Source organism: Frigidibacter albus (assembly GCF_009908165.1).
In the GTDB taxonomy this organism is placed as follows: domain Bacteria; phylum Pseudomonadota; class Alphaproteobacteria; order Rhodobacterales; family Rhodobacteraceae; genus Frigidibacter; species Frigidibacter albus.
Genome location: NZ_JAAAUC010000005.1, coordinates 271,659 through 290,630, shown reverse-complemented (window position 1 = coordinate 290,630; position 18,972 = coordinate 271,659). Strand labels below are relative to the sequence as shown.

The 18,972-nt window shown below is 68.3% G+C and carries 17 protein-coding genes; 5 read left to right on the top strand and 12 right to left on the bottom strand.

The window, feature by feature from the left end; genetic code table 11:
* Nucleotides 1–43: 43 nt before the first annotated feature.
* Nucleotides 44–1,543 (bottom strand): MORN repeat-containing protein, encoded by a 1,500-nt coding sequence (locus GVY41_RS10205; RefSeq protein WP_161346019.1) that lies wholly within the window; start codon nt 1,541–1,543, stop codon nt 44–46.
* A gap of 327 nt (nt 1,544–1,870) precedes the next feature.
* Here GVY41_RS10205 and GVY41_RS10200 point away from each other — a divergent pair, with 327 nt between their 5' ends.
* The 4 genes from GVY41_RS10200 (at nt 1,871) to GVY41_RS10185 (ending at nt 6,274) form a co-directional block, all read left to right on the top strand.
* Entirely contained in the window at nt 1,871–3,529 is a 1,659-nt protein-coding gene (locus GVY41_RS10200) for an NAD+ synthase (RefSeq protein ID WP_161346017.1), read from the top strand.
* On the top strand, nt 3,526–4,596 hold the full coding sequence (locus GVY41_RS10195; protein ID WP_161346015.1) for a glycosyltransferase family 4 protein: 1,071 nt from the start codon (nt 3,526–3,528) through the stop codon (nt 4,594–4,596). Before GVY41_RS10200 ends, GVY41_RS10195 begins: the two co-directional genes overlap by 4 nt.
* Nucleotides 4,597–4,672: 76 nt before the next feature.
* A complete protein-coding gene (wrbA, locus tag GVY41_RS10190; RefSeq protein WP_161346013.1) occupies nt 4,673–5,266 on the top strand; it encodes an NAD(P)H:quinone oxidoreductase type IV in 594 nt (197 codons plus the stop codon).
* A 75-nt stretch (nt 5,267–5,341) separates the two neighbouring features.
* A complete protein-coding gene (locus GVY41_RS10185) occupies nt 5,342–6,274 on the top strand; it encodes an endonuclease/exonuclease/phosphatase family protein (RefSeq protein WP_161346011.1) in 933 nt (310 codons plus the stop codon).
* A 2-nt stretch (nt 6,275–6,276) separates the two neighbouring features.
* Here the strand turns inward: GVY41_RS10185 and GVY41_RS10180 are convergent, their stop codons facing one another.
* The 3 genes from GVY41_RS10180 to GVY41_RS10170 form a co-directional block, all read right to left on the bottom strand.
* Nucleotides 6,277–7,248, bottom strand: coding sequence for a 1-phosphofructokinase family hexose kinase (locus GVY41_RS10180; RefSeq protein ID WP_170301164.1), 972 nt, complete (start codon nt 7,246–7,248; stop codon nt 6,277–6,279).
* Between the two features lie 209 nt (nt 7,249–7,457).
* Complete coding sequence (locus GVY41_RS10175) at nt 7,458–8,405, bottom strand: MBL fold metallo-hydrolase (protein ID WP_161346009.1); 948 nt, start codon at nt 8,403–8,405, stop codon at nt 7,458–7,460.
* An 84-nt stretch (nt 8,406–8,489) separates the two neighbouring features.
* Complete coding sequence (locus tag GVY41_RS10170) at nt 8,490–8,897, bottom strand: metallopeptidase family protein (RefSeq protein ID WP_161346007.1); 408 nt, start codon at nt 8,895–8,897, stop codon at nt 8,490–8,492.
* 88 nt (nt 8,898–8,985) lie between these two features.
* Here GVY41_RS10170 and gltX point away from each other — a divergent pair, with 88 nt between their 5' ends.
* Nucleotides 8,986–10,323, top strand: coding sequence for a glutamate--tRNA ligase (gltX, locus tag GVY41_RS10165; protein WP_161346005.1), 1,338 nt, complete (start codon nt 8,986–8,988; stop codon nt 10,321–10,323).
* Nucleotides 10,324–10,603: 280 nt separating this feature from the next.
* Here the strand turns inward: gltX and GVY41_RS10160 are convergent, their stop codons facing one another.
* From GVY41_RS10160 to GVY41_RS10125, 8 genes are all read right to left on the bottom strand, one after another.
* Entirely contained in the window at nt 10,604–12,013 is a 1,410-nt protein-coding gene (locus GVY41_RS10160) for an amidase (RefSeq protein WP_161346003.1), read from the bottom strand.
* A 50-nt stretch (nt 12,014–12,063) separates the two neighbouring features.
* A complete protein-coding gene (locus GVY41_RS10155; RefSeq protein ID WP_161346001.1) occupies nt 12,064–13,083 on the bottom strand; it encodes an extracellular solute-binding protein in 1,020 nt (339 codons plus the stop codon).
* A gap of 32 nt (nt 13,084–13,115) precedes the next feature.
* Nucleotides 13,116–13,928, bottom strand: coding sequence for an ABC transporter permease (locus tag GVY41_RS10150; protein ID WP_161345999.1), 813 nt, complete (start codon nt 13,926–13,928; stop codon nt 13,116–13,118).
* Nucleotides 13,928–14,845 (bottom strand): ABC transporter permease, encoded by a 918-nt coding sequence (locus GVY41_RS10145; protein WP_161345997.1) that lies wholly within the window; start codon nt 14,843–14,845, stop codon nt 13,928–13,930. Before GVY41_RS10145 ends, GVY41_RS10150 begins: the two co-directional genes overlap by 1 nt.
* Nucleotides 14,842–15,921: an ABC transporter ATP-binding protein gene (locus GVY41_RS10140; protein ID WP_161345995.1), complete on the bottom strand. Its 1,080-nt coding sequence runs from the start codon at nt 15,919–15,921 to the stop codon at nt 14,842–14,844. The genes GVY41_RS10145 and GVY41_RS10140 overlap by 4 nt, the downstream gene beginning before the upstream one ends.
* Before the next feature lie 84 nt (nt 15,922–16,005).
* Nucleotides 16,006–16,851, bottom strand: a complete 846-nt coding sequence (locus tag GVY41_RS10135) for an NAD-dependent epimerase/dehydratase family protein (protein ID WP_161345993.1) — start codon at nt 16,849–16,851, stop codon at nt 16,006–16,008.
* Entirely contained in the window at nt 16,848–17,678 is an 831-nt protein-coding gene (locus tag GVY41_RS10130) for a glycosyltransferase (RefSeq protein ID WP_161345991.1), read from the bottom strand. The genes GVY41_RS10135 and GVY41_RS10130 overlap by 4 nt, the downstream gene beginning before the upstream one ends.
* Entirely contained in the window at nt 17,679–18,893 is a 1,215-nt protein-coding gene (locus GVY41_RS10125) for an NAD-dependent epimerase/dehydratase family protein (protein ID WP_161345989.1), read from the bottom strand.
* Nucleotides 18,894–18,972: the final 79 nt, after the last annotated feature.

The window sequence follows — 18,972 nt, the reverse complement described above, 5'->3', positions numbered from 1 at the left end:
GGGGGAGTCCGCAGGACGGGGGGCGCGAAGCCCCCCTGCACGGTCAGTTTGCGGGTGCCTCGGTGGGCGTTTCGGCCGGGGCTTCCTCGGCGGCTGGGTCTGCATCGGGCGCAGGCGCCTCCTCGGCCAGCGCGCCGTTGTCCCAGCGGCCGGTGGCGGTCTGGCCGGTGGCGTAGCGCATGGTGCCCTCGCCCTGCCGCTTGCCCTTCACGAAGCTGCCCTCGTAGACATCGCCATTGCCATAGGTGGCAGTTCCGCGGCCGTCGATCTCGCCCGCGCTCCAGCCCCCCGTATAGACGAAGCCGTCGGGCATGTTGATGGTGCCGGTCCCCTCACGCTGGCCGGCGACGAAAGCGCCCTCGTAGACCGTGCCATCGGCATAGGTCGCTGTGCCTTGCCCGTGGCGTTGGCCCTCTTGCCAGTCGCCGTCATAGACATAGCCGTCGGGATAGGTCATCCGGCCGCGGCCGTGGTTCTTGCCGGCGAGGAAGCTGCCCTCGTAGACCAGCCCATTGGCATAGCGCGCCACGCCCTCCCCCTCGATGACCCCCGCCTTCCAGCCGCCCTCATAGGTCGATCCATCGGGATAGGTGATCTTGCCGGTGCCGTCCTGCAGATCGGCCACGAAGCCGCCCTCGTAGACCGACCCGTCGGGATAGGTGGCGCGGCCGGCGCCCTCGATCCGGCCCTCCAGCCAGTCGCCGTCATAGACATAGCCGTCGGCGCCGGTGAAGGTGCCCTTGCCGTGGCGCTTGTCGGCCTGAAAGCCGCCCTCATAGACATCGCCGCTGGCATAGGCGATGCGGCCCTGCCCCTGCCGCTGGCCATTCGCCAGCTGGCCTTCATAGACATCGCCATTGGCCTGGGTCAGCTTGCCGGTGCCATTGATCTGGCCCTCGCGCCAGGCGCCCTCGTAGACCAGCCCGTCGGCCATGCGCAGCACGCCCTGCCCGGCGCGCTGGCCGCGCATCAGGTCGCCCTCATAGACTGCGCCATCGGGATAGGTGATCTTGCCCTTGCCCTCCTTGACGCCCATCACCCAGTCGCCCTCGTAGCGATAGCCGCCGGGGCTTTCCATGGTGCCGGTGCCGTGGTGCAGCGCCTTGACGAAGCCGCCGGTATAGCTGGTGCCATTGGCATAGCGGGCGGTGCCGGTGCCGTCGATCTCGCCCTCGACCCAGTCGCCCTCATAGGTGCCGCCATCGGCGAAGGTGATCTTGCCCTTGCCCTGCGGCTTGCCGGCGACGAACTGGCCTTCATAGACCGAGCCATTGGGGAAGCGCGCCATGCCGTCGCCCAGGATCTCGCCCTCGACCCAGTCGCCGCTGTATTCGTAGCCGCTGGGCAGGCGGTAGGTGCCGCGGCCATGCTGGCGGCCGTCCTTGAAGGTGCCCTCGTAGACGCCGCCATCCTCGTATTGCTTGGTCGCCACGGCCTGCGCCGAGGCGGCGCCCGCCCCCAGCAGAAGGGCCGCCGAAAGCGCTGCGCCCAAGGCCTTTTGCCCGCGGTGTGCCGTGATCATGGCCGATGCTTTCGCCGTCATGGTCCTGCCCGTCTCCTGCGTCCGTCAGACTGTTTTTCCGCCGCCTCCAGCTGCCGCCACTGATGGGGGCGGGGGACCGGGAGGCATGTGCGGGTGCCTCCGAGACCCTAGTTGCCGCCCCGCTGGCTGACAAGCATTTGCGGCGCGCGGGCGCCGCTGTGCGCGCCGTTCTGCGCGAGATGTGATCGGGGTGGCCCTTCCGGCGCGCTTAGGCGGCTTGCCTGTGGCAATCCGCGCGCGGGCTTTCCTGTGCGCGCCGTTCTGCTAAGACATTCGCAGATGCAGAACGATGGCCTTCGGGGGCCAGCCTACAGAAAGTGTCCGCGCATGGCCGAGAGATTCCGCCTGTCCCTTGCCCAGTTGAACGCCACCGTGGGCGCGATCGACGCCAATGTGGCCAAGGCGAGGGCTGCCTGGAAGGCGGGGCGCGCTGCGGGGGTGGACATGGTCGCGCTGCCGGAAATGTTCGTGACCGGCTATCAGACGCAGGACCTGATCCTGAAGCCGGCCTTCACCGCCCATGCCATGCGCGCCGTGGAAGCCTTGGCTATCGACTGCGCGGACGGCCCCGCGCTCGCCATCGGCGCGCCCTATCGCGAGGGCAGCTCGCTTTACAACGCCTACTGGATCCTGTCGGGCGGGACGGTGGTGGCGCGGGCGCTGAAGCATCACCTGCCCAATGATGACGTCTTCGACGAGGAGCGGCTGTTCACCGCCGGCCCCGTCTCGGGCCCCTACCGGATCGGGCCGCTGCGGATCGGCTCGCCGGTCTGCGAGGATGGCTGGTATGACGATGTGACCGAGACGCTGGCGGAAACCGGTGCCGAGATGCTGCTGATCCCGAACGGCTCGCCCTACCGCCGGCACAAGCTGGACCTGCGCATGAACCACATGGTCGCGCGGGTCATCGAGACGGGGCTGCCGCTGGTCTACCTCAACATGGTCGGCGGGCAGGACGATCAGGTCTTCGACGGCGCCAGCTTCGTGCTGAACCCCGGCGGCGAGGTGGCGGTGATGCTGCCGCCTTTCGAGGAGGCGCAGGCCGAGGTGGTGTTCGAGCGGGGGGCCGACGGCTGGCGCGCGCTGCCCGGCCCGCGGGCGCCGCAGCCCGATGACTGGGAGCAGGATTATCACGCGATGGTGCTGGCCTTGCGCGACTATCTGGGCAAGTCGGGCATCGGCCGGGTGTTGCTGGGCCTGTCGGGCGGGATCGATTCGGCGCTGGTGGCGGCGATTGCCGCCGATGCCATCGGGCCCGCGAATGTGCGGGGCGTGATGCTGCCCTCGCGCTTCACCTCGCAAGGCTCGCTGGACGATGCGGCCGATGTGGCGGCGCGGCTGGGGATCAGGCTCGACACCCTGCCGATCACCGGCCCGCAAGAGGCGGTGGGCGCGGCGCTGGCGCCGTTCTTTGCGGGGACGGAGCCGGGGATCGCCGAGGAGAACATCCAGTCGCGGCTGCGCGGCCTGCTGCTGATGGCGCTGTCCAACAAGGGCGGCGAGATGCTGCTGACCACCGGCAACAAGTCGGAAATGGCGGTGGGCTATGCCACGATCTATGGCGACATGGCGGGCGGCTACAACCCGATCAAGGACCTCTACAAGACCCGGGTGTTCGAGACCTGCCGCTGGCGCAACCTGAACCACCGGCCGTGGATGCTGGCGCCAGCGGGCGAGGTGATCCCGCCCGCGATCATCGACAAGCCGCCAAGCGCCGAGCTGCGCGAGGACCAGAAGGACGAGGACAGCCTGCCCCCCTATCCGGTGCTGGACGCGATCCTGGAGGCGCTGGTCGAGGATGAAAAGTCGGTGCCCGAGATCGTGGCGATGGGCTTTGACCGCGCCACGGTGAAGCAGGTCGAGGGGCTGCTCTATGGCGCGGAATGGAAGCGGTTCCAGTCCGCCCCCGGCACAAGGCTGACGACGCGGGCCTTCTGGCTCGACCGGCGCTATCCGATCGTCAACCGCTGGCGGGACGGGGGATGACGGCCCCGGGTCGCCCGGGCCCAGGCGTCGTCTTCGTCGTCCCGTCCTTTCACACCAACCTGTTCTTTGCCACGCGGGCGCTGGTGCAGGCAGGGATCCGCGTGCAGGTGTTTTCCCTGTGGGAGGGCAGGCATACCCCGCACAGCTTCGTCACGCCGCGGTGTTTCGGCGCAGCGCCGGGCTGGCGCGATCTGTCCCGCGCGCTGGAGGCTGCGGCACCGGACCTGATCTTCGTCCGCGAGGCGGGCGCGCTGTCGCGGCGGGCGGCGCTGCTGGCGCGCCTGAAGGGGCTGGCGATGATCGGCTATGACCAGCGGCCCATCTCGCGCCGCTCGCGCCCGCAGGATCTGCTGGAACGGGCCGTCCAGGGCCGTGCGCTGCGGCGCGTCACGCCGGTGCGGCGGGCGGGCCCCGCGCTGCGGGCCGATCCCTGGGGCCTGTTCCTGCCGCTGCCGGTGGGCACCCTCGCGCCGCAGCCGCCGCGCCTGCCGGCCGCGCAGCTGCGGGTGCTGGCCGTGGGCAAGCTGGCGCAACCCCGCAAGCGGATACTGCAACTGATCGAGGAGCTGATGCCGGCGGGGCAGGCGGGCCGGATCACGCTGACCGTGGTCGGGAGCACGACCCTCGACGCATCGAATGCCGAGGCCGCGGTGCTGGAACGGGTGCGGGGCCTTCAGGCTCAGATGGACTGGCTGCAGGTGCTGGAGAATCTGCCCTTCGCGGCGATGCCGGCGCTTTACGCCAGCCATGATGCCTGCGTGCTGCCCTCGACCGGCGAGCCGCTGGGAAGCGCGCCGCTGGAGGGCATGGCCTATGGCGCGGTTCCGGTGATTTCGGTCGGGGCGGGAAGCGCCGGCATGATCCGCGAGGGCGAGAACGGGCTGGTCGTGAACGTCCGCCAGCCCGGGCAGATCGCGGCCGCCATCGACAGGCTGGCCGCCGACCGCGCGCTGCTGGCGCGGCTGTCGGCCGGGGCGCTGGACACGGTGGCGGGGGATCTGTCCGAGGCGGCCTATGTCGCGTCCGTCAGTGCCCTCATCGCCTCGCGCGGCAAGCGCATCGGCTGAGCGCAGCTTGGAACCTTGCTTGCCGCGGAGCGTTGCCGCAGGCAACATCCCCGCAGAGCAACCCGCAGGAGCCCCCATGACCCAGCCCAAGATCGCCGTGATCTTCTACACCACCTATGGCACCAACCATGCCATCGCGCTTGCCGCCGCCGAGGCGGCCGAAGCTGCCGGGGCCGAGGTGCGCCTGCGCCGGGTCAAGGAAACCGCGCCCATGTCGGTGGTCGAGGGGCAGGCGCCCTGGAAGGCGCAGCTGGAGAAGATGGCGGATATTCCCGAGGTGAGCCCCGACGACATGGAATGGGCCGAGGGCTACTTCTTCTCGGCCCCGACCCGCTATGGCGTCGTCGCCAGCCAGATGCGCGCCTTCATCGACACGCTTGGCGGGCTCTGGTCCAAGGGCAAGCTGGCCGACAAGCCGGTGACGGCGACGACCAGCGCCGGCAACACCCACGGCGGGCAGGAGACCACGCTGATCAGCCTCTACACCACCTTCATGCATTGGGGCGCGATCCTGGTGCCGCCGGGCTATACCGCGCAGGCGGTCTATGATGCGGGCGGCAACCCCTATGGCTATTCGGCCAAGGCGGGGGAGTTTGACGAGGTGGGCAAGGCCGCGGTCGCGCATCAGGCGACGCGGCTGGTGGAGTTTACAAAGAAGCTGGTGGGATAAAGCGCCGCAGCCGGCGTCACGAATCCTGCATCGGCGGTCGCTAGGCTGGGTCATCAACCCCACAGGAGACCGCCGATGCGCCGCCTATCCGCCCTTCTGATCCTGCTCTGTGCCGCCCCCGCGGGCGCCGAAACCCTGACCGTGATGAGCTTCAACATCTGGGGCGGCGGCGGCAACGAGGGCAAGGACATCTCGCAGACCGTCGCCGCCATCCGCGCCGCGGGCGCCGATGTGGTGGGACTGCAGGAAACCCGGCTGGAGGGCGAGACCTGCACCGCCGAGGCCTGCCCGCCCGGCGGCGAGTCTGTCGCGCCCGCCATTGCCGCCGCGCTTGGCTGGCATGTGCATGACCAGACCGCCGAGAACGCCGCGCTCTGGGCCAATGCCGTCATCAGCCGCCATCCGATCGGGGCGGTCAGCGCCAATGATCTCGGGGTGGAGCTGGACGTGAACGGCACCCCGGTCTGGCTGTTCAACATCCATCATGATGACGAACCCTATCAGCCCTATCAGGTGCTTGGCATCGAATACGGCCCGGCGCCCTTCGTGCAGACCGCGGCCGAGGCCGAGCACTGGGCGCGGCTGACCCGCGGCGCGGCGATGGACCTGCTGGAGGCGGATATGGCCGCCGCGGGCGATGCCGTGATGCTCGTGACCGGCGATTTCAACGAGCCCTCGCATCTGGACTGGACCCCTGCCGCCGTTGCTGCCGGGCAGCAGCCGTTGGCGGTGATGTGGCCCACGACCCTGCGCCTGACCGAGGCGGGGTTCACCGATGCCTATCGCGCCGCGCATCCCGATCCGGTGGCGAAACCGGCCTTCACCTGGACGCCGATGGGCGATGAGGCCGACCCCGAGGATCACCATGACCGCATCGACTTCGTCTTCGTGAAGGGCGCCGAGGTGACGGCGGCCGCCATCGTCGGCGAGACCGGCCCGCGCAGCGACATCGCGTTGGACCCCTGGCCCGCCGATCACCGCGCCGTGGTGGCGACCATCGAGTTCTGAGGTCAGACCTCGCTCAGCGCCACCCGCTTCAGCAGCCGCGCCGCCTCGGCCTTGGTGCAAAGCCTTGTGGCGTCGGTCATCACCGCCGAGGCTGCGGCGGCAGAGCCCTTGCACAGCGCGGCCCCCGCATCCTCGCCGCGCGCCAGCGCGAGGGTGAAGGCGCCCAGAAAGCTGTCACCGGCGCCGACGCTGCTGACCACCGGCACCGCCACGCCCGAGGCATGCAGGCGCAGCCCTGCGGTCGCCAGCGTGCTGCCATCGCCGCCGCGTGCCACGATGACCATGCCGGCGACCCCGCTGCGCACGAGCGTTTGCGCGAAATCGGCGCTGGCGGCGCGGGTGGGCAGCGGGTGGCCGGCCAGATCCTCGGCCTCTTCGGTATCCATGCGCAGCGCGAACAGCGGCGCCTCGTGCAGACTGGCCGCCCGGCGCAGGGCCGCGCCCGAGGTGTCGAGGATCAGCCGCGCCCTGCGCCGGGTCAGCCGCCGCGACAGGCGCGCGGGGAAGTCGTCGGGCAGGCCGGGCGGCTGGCTGCCGCTGAGGATGACAAACCCGCCGGGCTGCGCGGCGGCGGTGATCGCCGTCAGCACGGCGGCAGCGCGGGCCGCCGTCCAGACCGGGCCGGGCAGCATCAGCCGGTATTGCCCGCCGGTGCTGCGGTCGGTCACGGCGAGCGATTGCCGCGTCTCTCCCGGCCCGTCAAAGGCCGCGACCGGCACCCGTTCGGCCTGTAGCAGGGTCAGCAGCTGCTGGCCGGTGGGGCCGGCCACCACGACGAAGGCGGTGGCGCTGCCGCCCAGAATCCGGATCGCGCGGGCAACGTTGATGCCGCCGCCGCCGGGGTCGAGGCTCGGTGCCTCGCAGCGCAGCTTCGGCCCCGGCCGCACTTCGGCCGCCGACGTGGCAAGATCCAGCGAGGGGTTCAGCGTGACGGTCAGGATCTGCGGCGCGGGAGGGGGCGCGGAACGGGGCAAGGCGATGTCCAGATGGGGAAGGGCAGGGGCAGCGCGGCCAAGAATGCGGAGATTTGGCCGCAAGGGCAATGGTCCCAACGCTTTGGCAAGGTGGATCGGCGAAACTGGGGTACAGGGGCGCCGCTTTCGGCTGCACAGGGCCCCGGCGCCCCTGTCGGGCGCGTAACGAGTGTGGCGGCCCCGTTCGCGCGGGGCCGCCGATTTGCGTCTCAGCCGAAGCTGGGCAGCATCTGCTGATAGCTTGCGGGGACGAAGCGGAAGCCGTCCCCCGCCGTCTCCAGATAGCCAAGCGACGGGAAGGGCATGTGGTAGCCGATGAAGGGCAGCCGGTCGGCCGCGATCATCCCCAGCAGGCTGCGCCGCGTCTCGGCTGCCGCCGCCTTGTCCATGTCAAACCGCACCTCCCAATCCGGATGCGGGATCGAGAAGGCGAAATGGTTGGCGGCATCGGCGATCAGGATCAGCGACTTGCCATCGCTCTCCACCCGGTAGGCCATGTGGCCCGGCGAATGGCCTGCGGCAAGGATCGCGGTCACGCCCGGCGCGGCGGTGTCGCCATCGCCAATGAAGGTCATCTGGTCGGCCAGCGTGCGGACCTTGCCGTCAAAGCCCTCATTGCCCGCGGCGGCCCAGTGGTCGAACTCCACCTGCCCGGTGACGTAGCTCGCATTGGCGAAGACCGGGCCATCGGCGTTGGAGAGCCCGCCGATATGGTCGCCGTGCATATGGGTCAGCACCACGACATCCACCTGCTCGGGTGCATAGCCGGCGGCGTTCATCGCGGCGCTGATCCCCTCGGGCGACAGGCCGGTATCGAGCAGCACCAGCTGCTCGCCGGTATTGACCAGCGTCGGGGTGAAGAAGTTCTGCGAGACGTCCACCGGCACGAAGGCGGCCTCGGCGGCGGCGGCAAACTCCTCGGGGCTGGCGTTCAGGCCGAAGGTTTCCTGCGGGTTCTCCAGCGGGCGGGTGCCGGCCAGCAGCGTCGTGACCTCATAGCTGCCCAGCATGAAGCGGTGGAAGGGCACGGGGCCGGTGGCCTCTTGCAGCGGGGCGGCGGCCATCGCCCGGCGCGGCAGGGTCAGCAGCGCCGGCGCGGCCAGAAGCGCGGCACCGGCAAAGAGCTGGCGGCGGGTGGGCTGGAGGGGGTGGATCATCGGCTGGTCTCCCTTGGGGTTCAACAGTCTCCCCGAAGGATAGGGCGCGGGCCCCGCAAGGCCAGCGCACAGGTCTATGTGCGCCTACTCCCACCACTTGTCGATGGCGGCGATCTCCTCATCCGACCAGCCGAAATGATGGGCAAATTCATGCACCGTGACATGCGCGACCAGATCGCCGAGGCTGACATTGCCCCGCTCGCACCACTCATCCAGGATCGGCCGGCGGAACAGCCAGACGGTATCAGGGCGCATCGGCTGGTCCATCACCGATTTCTCGGTCATCGGGATGCCTTCATAAAGCCCCGACAGCTCGAACGGGTCATTGAGGTCCAGCTCTTCCATGAACTCGTCGGGCGGGAAATCCTCGACCCGGATCGCCACCGCGCCGGCCGCCGCGGCGAATTGCGGCGGCAGCGCCGCGACGGCCGCCTGTGCCAGTGCCTCGATCACCTCGATCCCCGGCGCGCTGCGCGCTTTCCACTCGTCCATATCCCGCCTCCGCAGGGCGCCATGCCCGCCCCCGATATGGACAAAACCGGGGCGATATGAAAGAGCGGGCCAACAGGAGTTCCCCAAAATGCCCGCTACACCCGTCACCACCCGCTTCGCCCCCTCGCCCACCGGCTTCATCCATGTCGGCAACCTGCGCACGGCGCTGTTCAACTATCTGATCGCGCGCAAATCCGGCGGGCAGTTCATCCTGCGCCTGGACGATACCGACCGCGAGCGGTCCAAGCAGGAATATGCGGACGGGATCAAGGAAGATCTGACCTGGCTGGGCCTGCACTGGGACCGGGTGGAACGGCAGTCGGACCGGCTGGACCGCTATGCCGAGGCTGCCGACCAGCTGCGCGCCGCGGGGCGGTTCTACGAGTGTTTCGAGAGCCCGACGGAACTGGACCTGAAGCGCAAGAAACAGCTGAACATGGGCAAGCCGCCGGTCTATGACCGCGCCGCCCTGAAGCTGACCGAAGACGACAAGGCCCGCCTGCGCGCCGAGGGCCGCGATGGCTATTGGCGGTTCGAGCTGAACCAGACCCGGATCGAGTGGACCGACGGCATCCTTGGGGACATTTCCATTGATGCGGGCTCGGTCTCCGACCCGGTGCTGATCCGCGCCGACGGGCAGGTGCTGTATACCTTCGCCTCCTCGGTCGATGACATCGACATGGGCGTGACCCATATCGTGCGCGGCGGCGACCATGTGACCAATACCGCCACGCAGATCCAGATCATCGAAGCGCTTGGCGGCACCCCGCCGTCGTTTGCGCATCACAGCCTGCTGACCGGCGCGGGCGGCGAGGAACTGTCCAAGCGGCTTGGCACGCTGAGCTTGCGCGACCTGCGCGCCCGCGGCGTGGCCCCCGAGGCGCTGCTGAGCCTGATGGCGCGGCTGGGGTCGAGCCAGCCGGTGGAACTGCGGATGACGATGGATGAGCTGGCAGAGGGCTTCGACCTTGGCAGCTTCGGCTCGGCACCCACCAAGTTCGATGCCGAGGACCTGTTCCCGCTGACCCGCGCCCGCAATCAGGCGCTGCCCTTCGAGGCGGTCGCGGACCGGATCGCAGCGCTTGGCATCCCGGAAGGGCTGGCGCCGCAGTTCTGGGCCGTCGCCTCGCATAACATCACCGTGCTGGAGGATCTGGCGCCCTGGGCCGATCTGGTGCTGAACGGCGCCGAGCCGGTGGTGGAGCCCGAGGATGCGGAGTTCATCGCGCAGGCGCTGGCGCTGCTGCCGCCGCTGCCCTTCGATGCGGGCACCTGGTCTTCGTGGACGAGTGCGGTGAAAGAGGCGACGGGCCGCAAGGGCAAGGGCCTGTTCATGCCGCTGCGCAAGGCCCTGACCGGGCAGGCGCATGGGCCGGAAATGGCCGATCTGATGCCGCTGATGCAGAAGGTGCGGGCAACGAACTGAGCGGCTGAAACGCCGGCTCGCCGCGTTCTCATCTGGCGCGCCCTTTGCCTTGCAGGATTTCGGCGATATGACGAAATCCTGCTGTGCCCGCCCCCCCGTGGCGGGCACATCCGTGCCCACCGGGGCAGGCCCAGCAGAATTTGGCACCGTCCGGGTAGGCGGCACCCCCCTTGCCCTGCGGCCCCGCGCCTTCGGGCAACCGTCGCGGTCGGCTTGCCACTGGCAAGCCGCCTGATCGCGCCGGGGCGCCTCTCCGGCAAGTGCCGGGACTTGGACGCCCCTAAATCACCGGCGGCCTTGCCCCCGGCCAGTCCGTCGCCCGGTGCCAGGCCTGCCCCAGTTGCAGCACCCGCAGGTCGGCGCCCACCGGCCCGGCCAGCTGCATCCCCATCGGCAGCCCCTCGGCGCCAAAGCCCACCGGCACCGACAGGCAGGGCAGGCCGGCAAGGCTGACCGGCACCACCACCTCCATCCAGCGGTGATAGGTGTCCATCGCTCGGCCCGCGATTTCCGTCGGGTGCCGCCATTCGGCGGGGAAGGGCCAGACCTGCGCCGAGGGCAGGGCGATGATATCCACGCTGGCAAACATCCGTGCCGCCTGCACATACCAGCGCGACCGCAGCAGGCTGGCGGCATGGACGGCCTCGGCACTCAGGTCCAGCCCCTGCTCGATCTCCCACACCGCCTCGGGCTTCAGCAGCGCGCGTTTCTCGCGGTCCTCGTACAGCGCGCGGCGCTTGCCGGCGTTCAGGAAGGCGCGCAGCGTCATCCACGAATGCCACAGCTTCTCGGCCGGGTAGGGCGGGGCCAGCGGCACCACGGTGCAGCCCATCGCCTCGAACTGCGCCAGCGCCGCCTCGCACAGCTCCAGAATCCCCGGCTCCATCGCATAGGCGCCGCCCCAATCGCCCAGCCAGCCGATGCGCAGGCCCTTCACGTCGGCATCCAGCCGTTCCGCGAACGGCTCCGCTGCGCGGCAGAAGGGCACGGCAGGGTCGGGGCCGGCGATCACCTCCAGAAGCCGCGCCAGATCCTCGACGCTGCGCGCCATCGGCCCCTCGGTCGCCAGCGTCGCCATGAACTGCTCGCCCTCGGGGCTGCCGGGCACGAGGCCATAGCTGGGGCGGAAACCGTAGACGTTGCAGAAGGCGGCGGGGTTGCGCAGGCTCCCCATCATGTCGGACCCGTCGGCGACCGACACCAGCCGCGCCGCCAGCGCCGCCGCCGCCCCGCCAGATGACCCGCCCGCGGTGCGGCTGGGGTCATAAGGGTTGCGGGTGGTGCCGTAGACCTCGTTGAAACTGTGGCTGCCAAGGCCCCATTCGGGGGTGTTGGTCTTGCCGATGAAGATCGCGCCCGCGGCGCGCAACCGGGCGGCCAGCAGGTCATCGGTCGCGGGGACATGGCCCGCGTAGAGCGGTGAGCCCCAGGTCGTCGTCAGACCCGCGGTTGCCACCAGATCCTTCACCGCAAAGGGAATGCCATGCAGCCAGCCCTTGCGCGGCGCGGTGTCCGCCGCCGCCGCCTCGGCCATCAGCAATGCGCGCGGCGGCATGGCGACGATTGCGTTGAAGCCGGGGTCGATGCCCTCGATCCGGTCCAGTGTTGCCGCCATCACCTCCACCGCCGACACTTCGCGCGCGGCCAGCTTGGCGGAGAGGTCGGTGGCGGAAAGGTCGGTCAGGGTCATGGCGCGGTCCGGGTCAAGGGGCGGAGCCTGAAAGCCCCGCCCTGTCTCGCCTACTTCTGCAGCTCGGTCCAGATCGCGGTCAGGTATTCGCGCGCCTTGGGCCCGCAGGTCGGCAGGAACCGGCCCGCCGCCATATGCTCCTCGGGGATCACCACCTCGGGCGCGGTCTTCATGTCTTCGGGCATGAACTCTTCCGACCCGGCGATGCCGTTCGCATAGCGCGCGAAGCTGGAGATCATCGCGGCATTCTCGGGCACCATGATGAAGTCGAGGAACAGGTAGGCGTTGTCCACGTTCTGCGCATCCGTCACGATGCCGACCGAGTCCATGAACAGCGGATAGCCTTCCTTCGGGTAGCCATAGGCCACATCCGGGTTCGCCAGCCGCGCCCGCATCGACGAGCCGTTCCAGTTGACCGAGGCCGCCCAGTCGTTGTTCGTCAGCTTCTCGGTCGCGCCATAGTCCATCGACAGCCAGCTCGGCTTGGCCGCCATCAGCATGTCGCGGGCCTTCTTCAGCACCTCGGTATCCTCGGTGCAGGCCTCGCCGCCGGCCGCAAAGATCGCCAGGTTGACGATGTCGTTCATCTCGGGGACGACATTGACCTTGCCCACCAGCTCGGGTGGCGGATCGAGGAAGATCATCGAGGTGTTGATGTCGCCCGAATAGACCGAGGTGTTCACCGCGACCCCGGTCGAGCCCCATTGCCAGGGGATCGTATGGGCGCGGCCCATGTCCCAGGGCACATCCACCCATTCGGGGGCGATATTGCCGATATTGGCCAGCCGCGAGTGATCGAGCTCTGCCAGCAGGCCCTTTTCCACGAAGATCGGCACATAGTTGGCCGAGGGCACCACCAGGTCGAAGCCGTGGCCGCCAGCCTCGATCTTGGCCAGCGCGGTGTCGTTGCTGTCATAGTCGGTGACGGTGACCGTCACGCCGTGTTCTTCCTCGAATTTCTCCAGCAGCTCAGGGCTGGTATAGTTGCCCCAGTTGAACAGGTTCAGCTCGCCTTCCGCCAGCGCGGGGCCGGCGGCGACAAGCAATGTCGTGATCAGCAGCTTTTTCATGGTGGTCCTCTCCGGTTGGGGCTTGCGCGGGTTCAGTCCCGCTTTCGTGTCAAAAGGAAGAATGCGGTCAGCAGCAGCACCGTCAGCGCCAGCAGCGCGGTCGAGATCGCGTTGGTCTCGGGCGTGATCGCGCGGCGCATCTGGCCCAGCATGTAGGTCGGCAGCGTGTCCTGCCCCGCCGATTTCACGAATTCGGTGATGACCACATCGTCGAGCGAGATCACGAAGGCCAGCATCGCCCCCGCCGCGATCCCCGGCGCCAGCAGCGGCAGCGTCACATAGCGGAAGGTGCGCCAGCGGCTGGCATAGAGATCGGCGGCCGCGGTCTCGAGGCTGAGGTCCATCCCCTCCAGCCGCGCCCGGATCGGCAGATAGGCGAAGGGGATGCAGAAGGCGGTATGCGCCATCACCAGATAGGCAAGGCCGGTATAGCCCGTCGCCACCTTGATCGCGGCAAAGAAGATCAGCAGCGCCACGGCGGTCACGATTTCCGGCACCATCAGCGGCTGGTTGATCGCCACATAGATCGCCGTCTGCCCGCGGAAGGGGGCGGTGCGGGTGGTGCCAAGCGCGGCCATCGTCGCCACCGTCGTCGCCAGCACCGAGGCGCAGGCGGCAATGCCGAGCGAGCGCATCGCGGCGGCCTGCACGACCGTGTTGTCCCAGGCCGCGACATACCATTGCAGCGAGAAGCCGCCCCAGACCGCCACCGACGTCGCCCCGTTGAAACTGTAGGCGACCAGCGTCAGGATCGGCACATAGAGCGCAACAAACGCCATTATGGCGATGGTGGCAAAGCCCGGCAGGTCGGTCACGGAAAACGGGCGCGCGGATCTTTTTGCCATCAATGCCCGCCCTGCGGCGCCCCCTTGGTCGCGGCGCGCACATAGACCAGCAGCGCCACCATCACGATCAGCAGCAGCAGCATCGCCAGCGCCGATCCCAGCGGCCAGTTGCGGCCCTGCCCGAATTGCAGCTCGATGAAATTGCCGATCATCATGTTCTTGCCGCCGCCCAGAACCCGCGGCGTGACATAGGCCCCGAGCGAGGGCACGAACACCAGGATCGACCCCGCCACGATGCCCGGCTTGACGATCGGCAGCACCACCCGGCGCAGCACCTGCCAGCGGCTGGCGTAAAGGTCATAGCCCGCCTCCAGCAGCTTCATGTCGAAACGGTCGATGGCGGCAAAGAGCGGCAGCACCATCAGCGGCAGGTAGACATAGGTCATCCCGATCAGCACGGCGGTATCGGTGTAGATCACCCGGATCGGCTCTGCGATGACCCCCAGCTTGATCAGCACGGTGTTCATCAGCCCCTCATTCCGGATCACCTCGTTGATGGCGAAGGTGCGGATCAGCAGGTTGGTCCAGAACGGAATGGTGATCAGGAACAGCCAGAAGGCCCGCGCCCGCGCCGGACGGGTGGCGATGAACCAGGCGGTGGGAAAGCCGAAGGCGAAGGTCAGGATGGTGGTGGTCAGCGACAGTTTCACCGACCGCCAGAAGATGCTCAGGTGGGCATCGGCCCAGCCAAGCGTGCCGTCGAAGATGTCGCGCGTCAGGAAGATGCCCTGCCAGGCCTCGGTGCTGAACTCCCATTCTACACCAGAGTATGAGCCGGGGCGCAGGAAGGAATAGACCAGCACGATCAGCAGCGGGCCAGAGGCAAACAGCGCCAGAACCAGCAGCGCGGGGGCCGACAGCGCCCAGTTGCGGCGGGTGGTGGCGGCCCTTTGCTGCTGTTCGGCGGTCTTGGTCATTCCTGCAGCACCTGCACCGCGCCCTCGGCGATCAGCACGCCCACCTCTGTGCCGGGCTCCGGCCCCGCGGCACCATCGGCGGAGGTCTGTTGCCGGGCCACCAGCTCGGCACCGTCCGCTAGCCGCAAATGCAGGTGGCTGTCGGTGCCGAAATAGACCGAATGCGCCACGGTCGCCGGAAGGGCTCCGGGGGTGCCGGGCGGGGCAAGGCGCAGGTGTTCGGGGCGGATGGCCAGTGTGGCGCTCGCGGTGTCGGCGGTGCCCGCAGGCAGGGCGATCACGCCGCCCGCCAGATGCGCTGCGCCGCCTGAAATCCGGGCGGTCAGGAAATTCGTCTCGCCGATGAAGCTGGCGACGAAGCGGTTCGCCGGGCGGGTGTAGATCTGCCGCGGGCTGCCGGTCTGCAGGATCTGCCCCGCCGACATCACCGCCACGCGGTCCGACATCGTCAGCGCCTCTTCCTGGTCATGGGTGACGAAGACGAAAGTGATCCCGGTCTCTGTCTGCAACCGCTTCAGCTCTGTCTGCATTTCCTTGCGCAGCTTCAGGTCCAGTGCGCTGAGGGGCTCATCCAGCAACAGCACCTGCGGCGCGGGGGCCAGCGCCCGGGCCAGCGCCACCCGCTGCTGCTGCCCGCCCGACAGCTGGCTGGTGCGGCGCGCGGCAAAGGCCTCCAGCTTCACCAGCGCCAGCATCCGGTCCACGGTCGCGGCAACCTCCGCTTTGGGTTTGCCCAACATCTGCAGGCCAAAGGCGACGTTCTGGGCAACGGTCAGATGCGGGAACAGCGCATAGCTTTGGAACACCGTGTTCACCGGGCGGCGATTCGGCGGCAGGGCGGTGATGTCGCGCCCGTCCAGCAGGATCGCGCCGCTGGTTGGGCTTTCGAACCCCGCGATCAGCCGCAGCAGCGTGGTCTTGCCGCAGCCCGAGGGGCCAAGCAGGGTGAAGAACTCGCCCTTGGCAATGGTGACCGACACATCATCGAGCGCGCGGACGGCGGCGTTGCCTTGGCCGAAGGCCTTGACCAGGTTCCGGCCCTCGACGGCAACAGCGGCGGTTGCGGCTTCGCTCACCCTTGGTCCCCCATGCGCTTTGTTCGTATGCACATGCTGCGCCGGATTCGGCTCGCTTGGCAAGCGTGGCGGACGTTGTGGCGGTCAGTCCAGCATGGCGGGCAGACTGGCCCGCAGCAGCGGCCAACCGCCCGGCCGCCAGCCAAGCGCGCGCAGCCGCGTGCAGTCCATGGCACTGACCTGTGCCGCATCGGCGCGCGGCGGCAGCGGCGCGGCGCAGCCGGTCAGCTGCGCGACTTCGGCCAGCAGATCGTGCAGGTCGAGCGTGAGGTCGGAGACGTTGAAGGCATGGGGGGCGAGGGCTTGTGCTGGGGCGTTCAGCAGCAGCAGCGCGGCCGCGGCAAGGTCATCGCCATGCACTTCGGTCGCCACGCGCGGGGCGATCGGGCGGCCGGCGCGGAAGTCGTTGAACAGGGTGATCCACTTGTGATCGGCGCCGGGGCCGTAGACTCCGGTGGCGCGGAGGCTGGCAGTTGAGAAATCAGGTGAGGAAAGGGCGGCAAGGCCTTGTTCCACATCGGCTTTCATCTGGCCGTAGAGCGTGTCTGGCCGCAACGGGGTGTCTTCGATCAGGACCGTCCCCGCAGGATGCCTGCCATAGACCGCGCGGGTCGACAGGAACAGCGCGCGCCCCACGCCGGCCTTGCGCGCGGCGGCGAACAGGCGCAGCGAGCCGTCGCGGTTGGCGGCAAGAAACCCTGCCGGATCAGTGCCTTCGCCGCCGCGATAGCGGCCGGGTGCATGCTGGAACGCGGCATGGATCAGCGCGTCATAGCCCGCGAGGTCGGGCACCTCACCCGCAAGGTCATAGCGCAGCCCCCCCGGTGCAGGGTTGCGCGACAGCAGCGTCACCTCATGCCCCGCCGCCCGCGCGGCATCGGCCAGGAACCGGCCGACCAATCCGGTGCCGCCGGTCAGAGCGATTTTCACAGGGGCCCCGGAAGGCTGGCGATGTCGGGCACGGGGCCGTCGCCGGCATAGGCGCGCCAGAGGTCGATCAGGGGGCGCAATTGTTCAGCCTTGTCATGGTCTTGCCAGGGCTTTTCATACTGGAAATGCAGGATGCGGATCGCCTTCCAGTCCCAGAGCTGCGGCATCGCAAACCACACATATTGCAGCATGTTGCAAAACACCGGCAGGCCGTGCCAATCCGGGAAATAGCTTTCCAGAAAGGTCTGGTCCGTCCGCCGCCAGAACGCGCCCGGCACATCGAGCCGCGCCATCATCGCCTGATACGTCGCCGCAGACGGGCGGGCGGTGAAGACGCCGGAGTTCATGCGGTGAAAATCGGCCACGCTTTCATAGACATTGGGCGCGGCGCAGAATTCGGGGTAGTCGAACAGCACATCCGAATTGCGCAGCACCAGCGCGTCGGCATCGACGAAGACCACCGCCTCGTAGTCCAGCTGCCACAGCCGCAGCTTGGCGAAGTTGTCGAGCGGCGTGTGGAAGGGCGGCTTGGTGCCCTTGGTAAAGGCAGCGCGGGCGTGGAGCACGTCGCGGGCATGGGCGGCGTTGAACTCGGGGCTGGTGGGCAGCAGGTCCACCTGCACCAGCCGCGCGCCAAGCGCCTTCAGCAGGGCGAGGTCAGCCGCCGCCACATCGGTGTGCAGCACCACGAGGTCGGCCGACGTGCCGGTCAGCGCCAGCGAGCGCAACAGCGCCCGCGCCCCAAGCGCGTAGTCGGCATTGGTCACCAGCGTGACCCAGGCCCGGCGGCTCTGCGCCGGGCCATCGGGCAACAGTCCCTCAGTCATTCACGAAACCGACCGCAGCCGCTTTCCCTCGGGGTCATGCTCCACCCGCTTGGCGATGTCCTTGGTCCAGGCGGACACGGCCGGAACGCGCGAACGGTCGATGCGGTGGGCGTATTTCTTGGCCACATCCACCACCTCGGACAGCAGCCCCTCGGCCAGCGTGATCGGGTTCAGGCCAAGCGCCAGGAACTGGTCGTTCTTCACGATCAGCTCGTTCTCATCGGCTTCCTTACGCGGGTTCGGCAGGTAGGCGACCTTGGCGCCGGACATCCTGGCGATCATCTCGGCCAGATCGCGGACGCGGTGGGTTTCGGTCATCTGGTTGAAGATCCGCACCCGCTCACCGGATTTCGGCGAATCCGACAGCGCCAGCTCGACGCAGCGCACGGAGTCCTGGATGTGGATGAAGGCGCGGGTCTGCCCGCCGGTGCCATGCACCGTCAGCGGATAGCCGATGGCGGCCTGAATGAGGAAGCGGTTCAGCACGGTGCCATAGTCGCCGTCATAGTCGAAGCGGTTGATCAGCTGGTCATGGCGGCGGGTCTGGTCGGTATGCGTGCCCCAGACGATGCCCTGATGCAGGTCGGTGATCCGCAGCCCGTCATTCTGGGCGTAGAACTGGAACAGGATCTGATCGAGGCTTTTCGTCATGTGATAGACCGAGCCGGGACGGGTGGGATACAGGATCTCCAGCCCCTTCTTGCCGTTCGGGGTGTCGATCTCGACGTCCAGATAGCCTTCCGGGATCGGCGCGCCGACGCTGGAATAGCCATAGACGCCCATGGTGCCGAGATGGACCAGATGCGCATCGACACCGGTTTCCACCATTGCCGCCAGCAGGTTATGCGTGGCCGAGACGTTGTTGTTGACGGTGTAGACCTTGTGGCGGTCGGTCTTCATCGAATAGGGCGCGGCGCGCTGTTCGGCGAAGTGGATGATCGCCTCGGGGCGGACCTCTTCCAGCCAGGATTTGATCCGGTCGTATTCGCGCAGGTCGAGGAAGTGGAAATGCAGCTTCTCGCCGGTTTCCTGTTGCCAGATCCGGCAGCGTTCCTGGATGCTGTCCATCGGGGTCAGCGACTGGACGCCAAGCTCTGTGTCGATCCAGCGGCGCGACAGGTTGTCAACGATGTGAACCTCGTGCCCGAGATTCGACAGGTGCAAGGATGTGGGCCAACCCACGAAGCCGTCGCCGCCAAGAACCGCAATCCGCATTTGCCTTCTCCTTACCAAACCCGGTAACCCGAACGTTCCAGTCTCGGGCGGTTTTGTGCCTGTTTGCCCTTTGCTCGTG

Bases quoted from the DNA above. Each gene is read 5' to 3' on its own strand.
- GVY41_RS10125 (WP_161345989.1), bottom strand. From the start codon at position 18,893: ATGCGGATTGCGGTTCTTGGCGGCGACGGCTTCGTGGGTTGGCCCACA.
- GVY41_RS10175 (WP_161346009.1), bottom strand. From the start codon at position 8,405: ATGATCCACCCCCTCCAGCCCACCCGCCGCCAGCTCTTTGCCGGTGCC.
- GVY41_RS10205 (WP_161346019.1), bottom strand. From the start codon at position 1,543: ATGACGGCGAAAGCATCGGCCATGATCACGGCACACCGCGGGCAAAAG.
- wrbA (WP_161346013.1), top strand. From the start codon at position 4,673: ATGACCCAGCCCAAGATCGCCGTGATCTTCTACACCACCTATGGCACC.
- GVY41_RS10130 (WP_161345991.1), bottom strand. From the start codon at position 17,678: ATGACTGAGGGACTGTTGCCCGATGGCCCGGCGCAGAGCCGCCGGGCC.
- GVY41_RS10185 (WP_161346011.1), top strand. From the start codon at position 5,342: ATGCGCCGCCTATCCGCCCTTCTGATCCTGCTCTGTGCCGCCCCCGCG.
- GVY41_RS10195 (WP_161346015.1), top strand. From the start codon at position 3,526: ATGACGGCCCCGGGTCGCCCGGGCCCAGGCGTCGTCTTCGTCGTCCCG.
- GVY41_RS10200 (WP_161346017.1), top strand. From the start codon at position 1,871: ATGGCCGAGAGATTCCGCCTGTCCCTTGCCCAGTTGAACGCCACCGTG.
- GVY41_RS10160 (WP_161346003.1), bottom strand. From the start codon at position 12,013: ATGACCCTGACCGACCTTTCCGCCACCGACCTCTCCGCCAAGCTGGCC.
- GVY41_RS10150 (WP_161345999.1), bottom strand. From the start codon at position 13,928: ATGGCAAAAAGATCCGCGCGCCCGTTTTCCGTGACCGACCTGCCGGGC.
- GVY41_RS10155 (WP_161346001.1), bottom strand. From the start codon at position 13,083: ATGAAAAAGCTGCTGATCACGACATTGCTTGTCGCCGCCGGCCCCGCG.
- gltX (WP_161346005.1), top strand. From the start codon at position 8,986: ATGCCCGCTACACCCGTCACCACCCGCTTCGCCCCCTCGCCCACCGGC.
- GVY41_RS10145 (WP_161345997.1), bottom strand. From the start codon at position 14,845: ATGACCAAGACCGCCGAACAGCAGCAAAGGGCCGCCACCACCCGCCGC.
- GVY41_RS10170 (WP_161346007.1), bottom strand. From the start codon at position 8,897: ATGGACGAGTGGAAAGCGCGCAGCGCGCCGGGGATCGAGGTGATCGAG.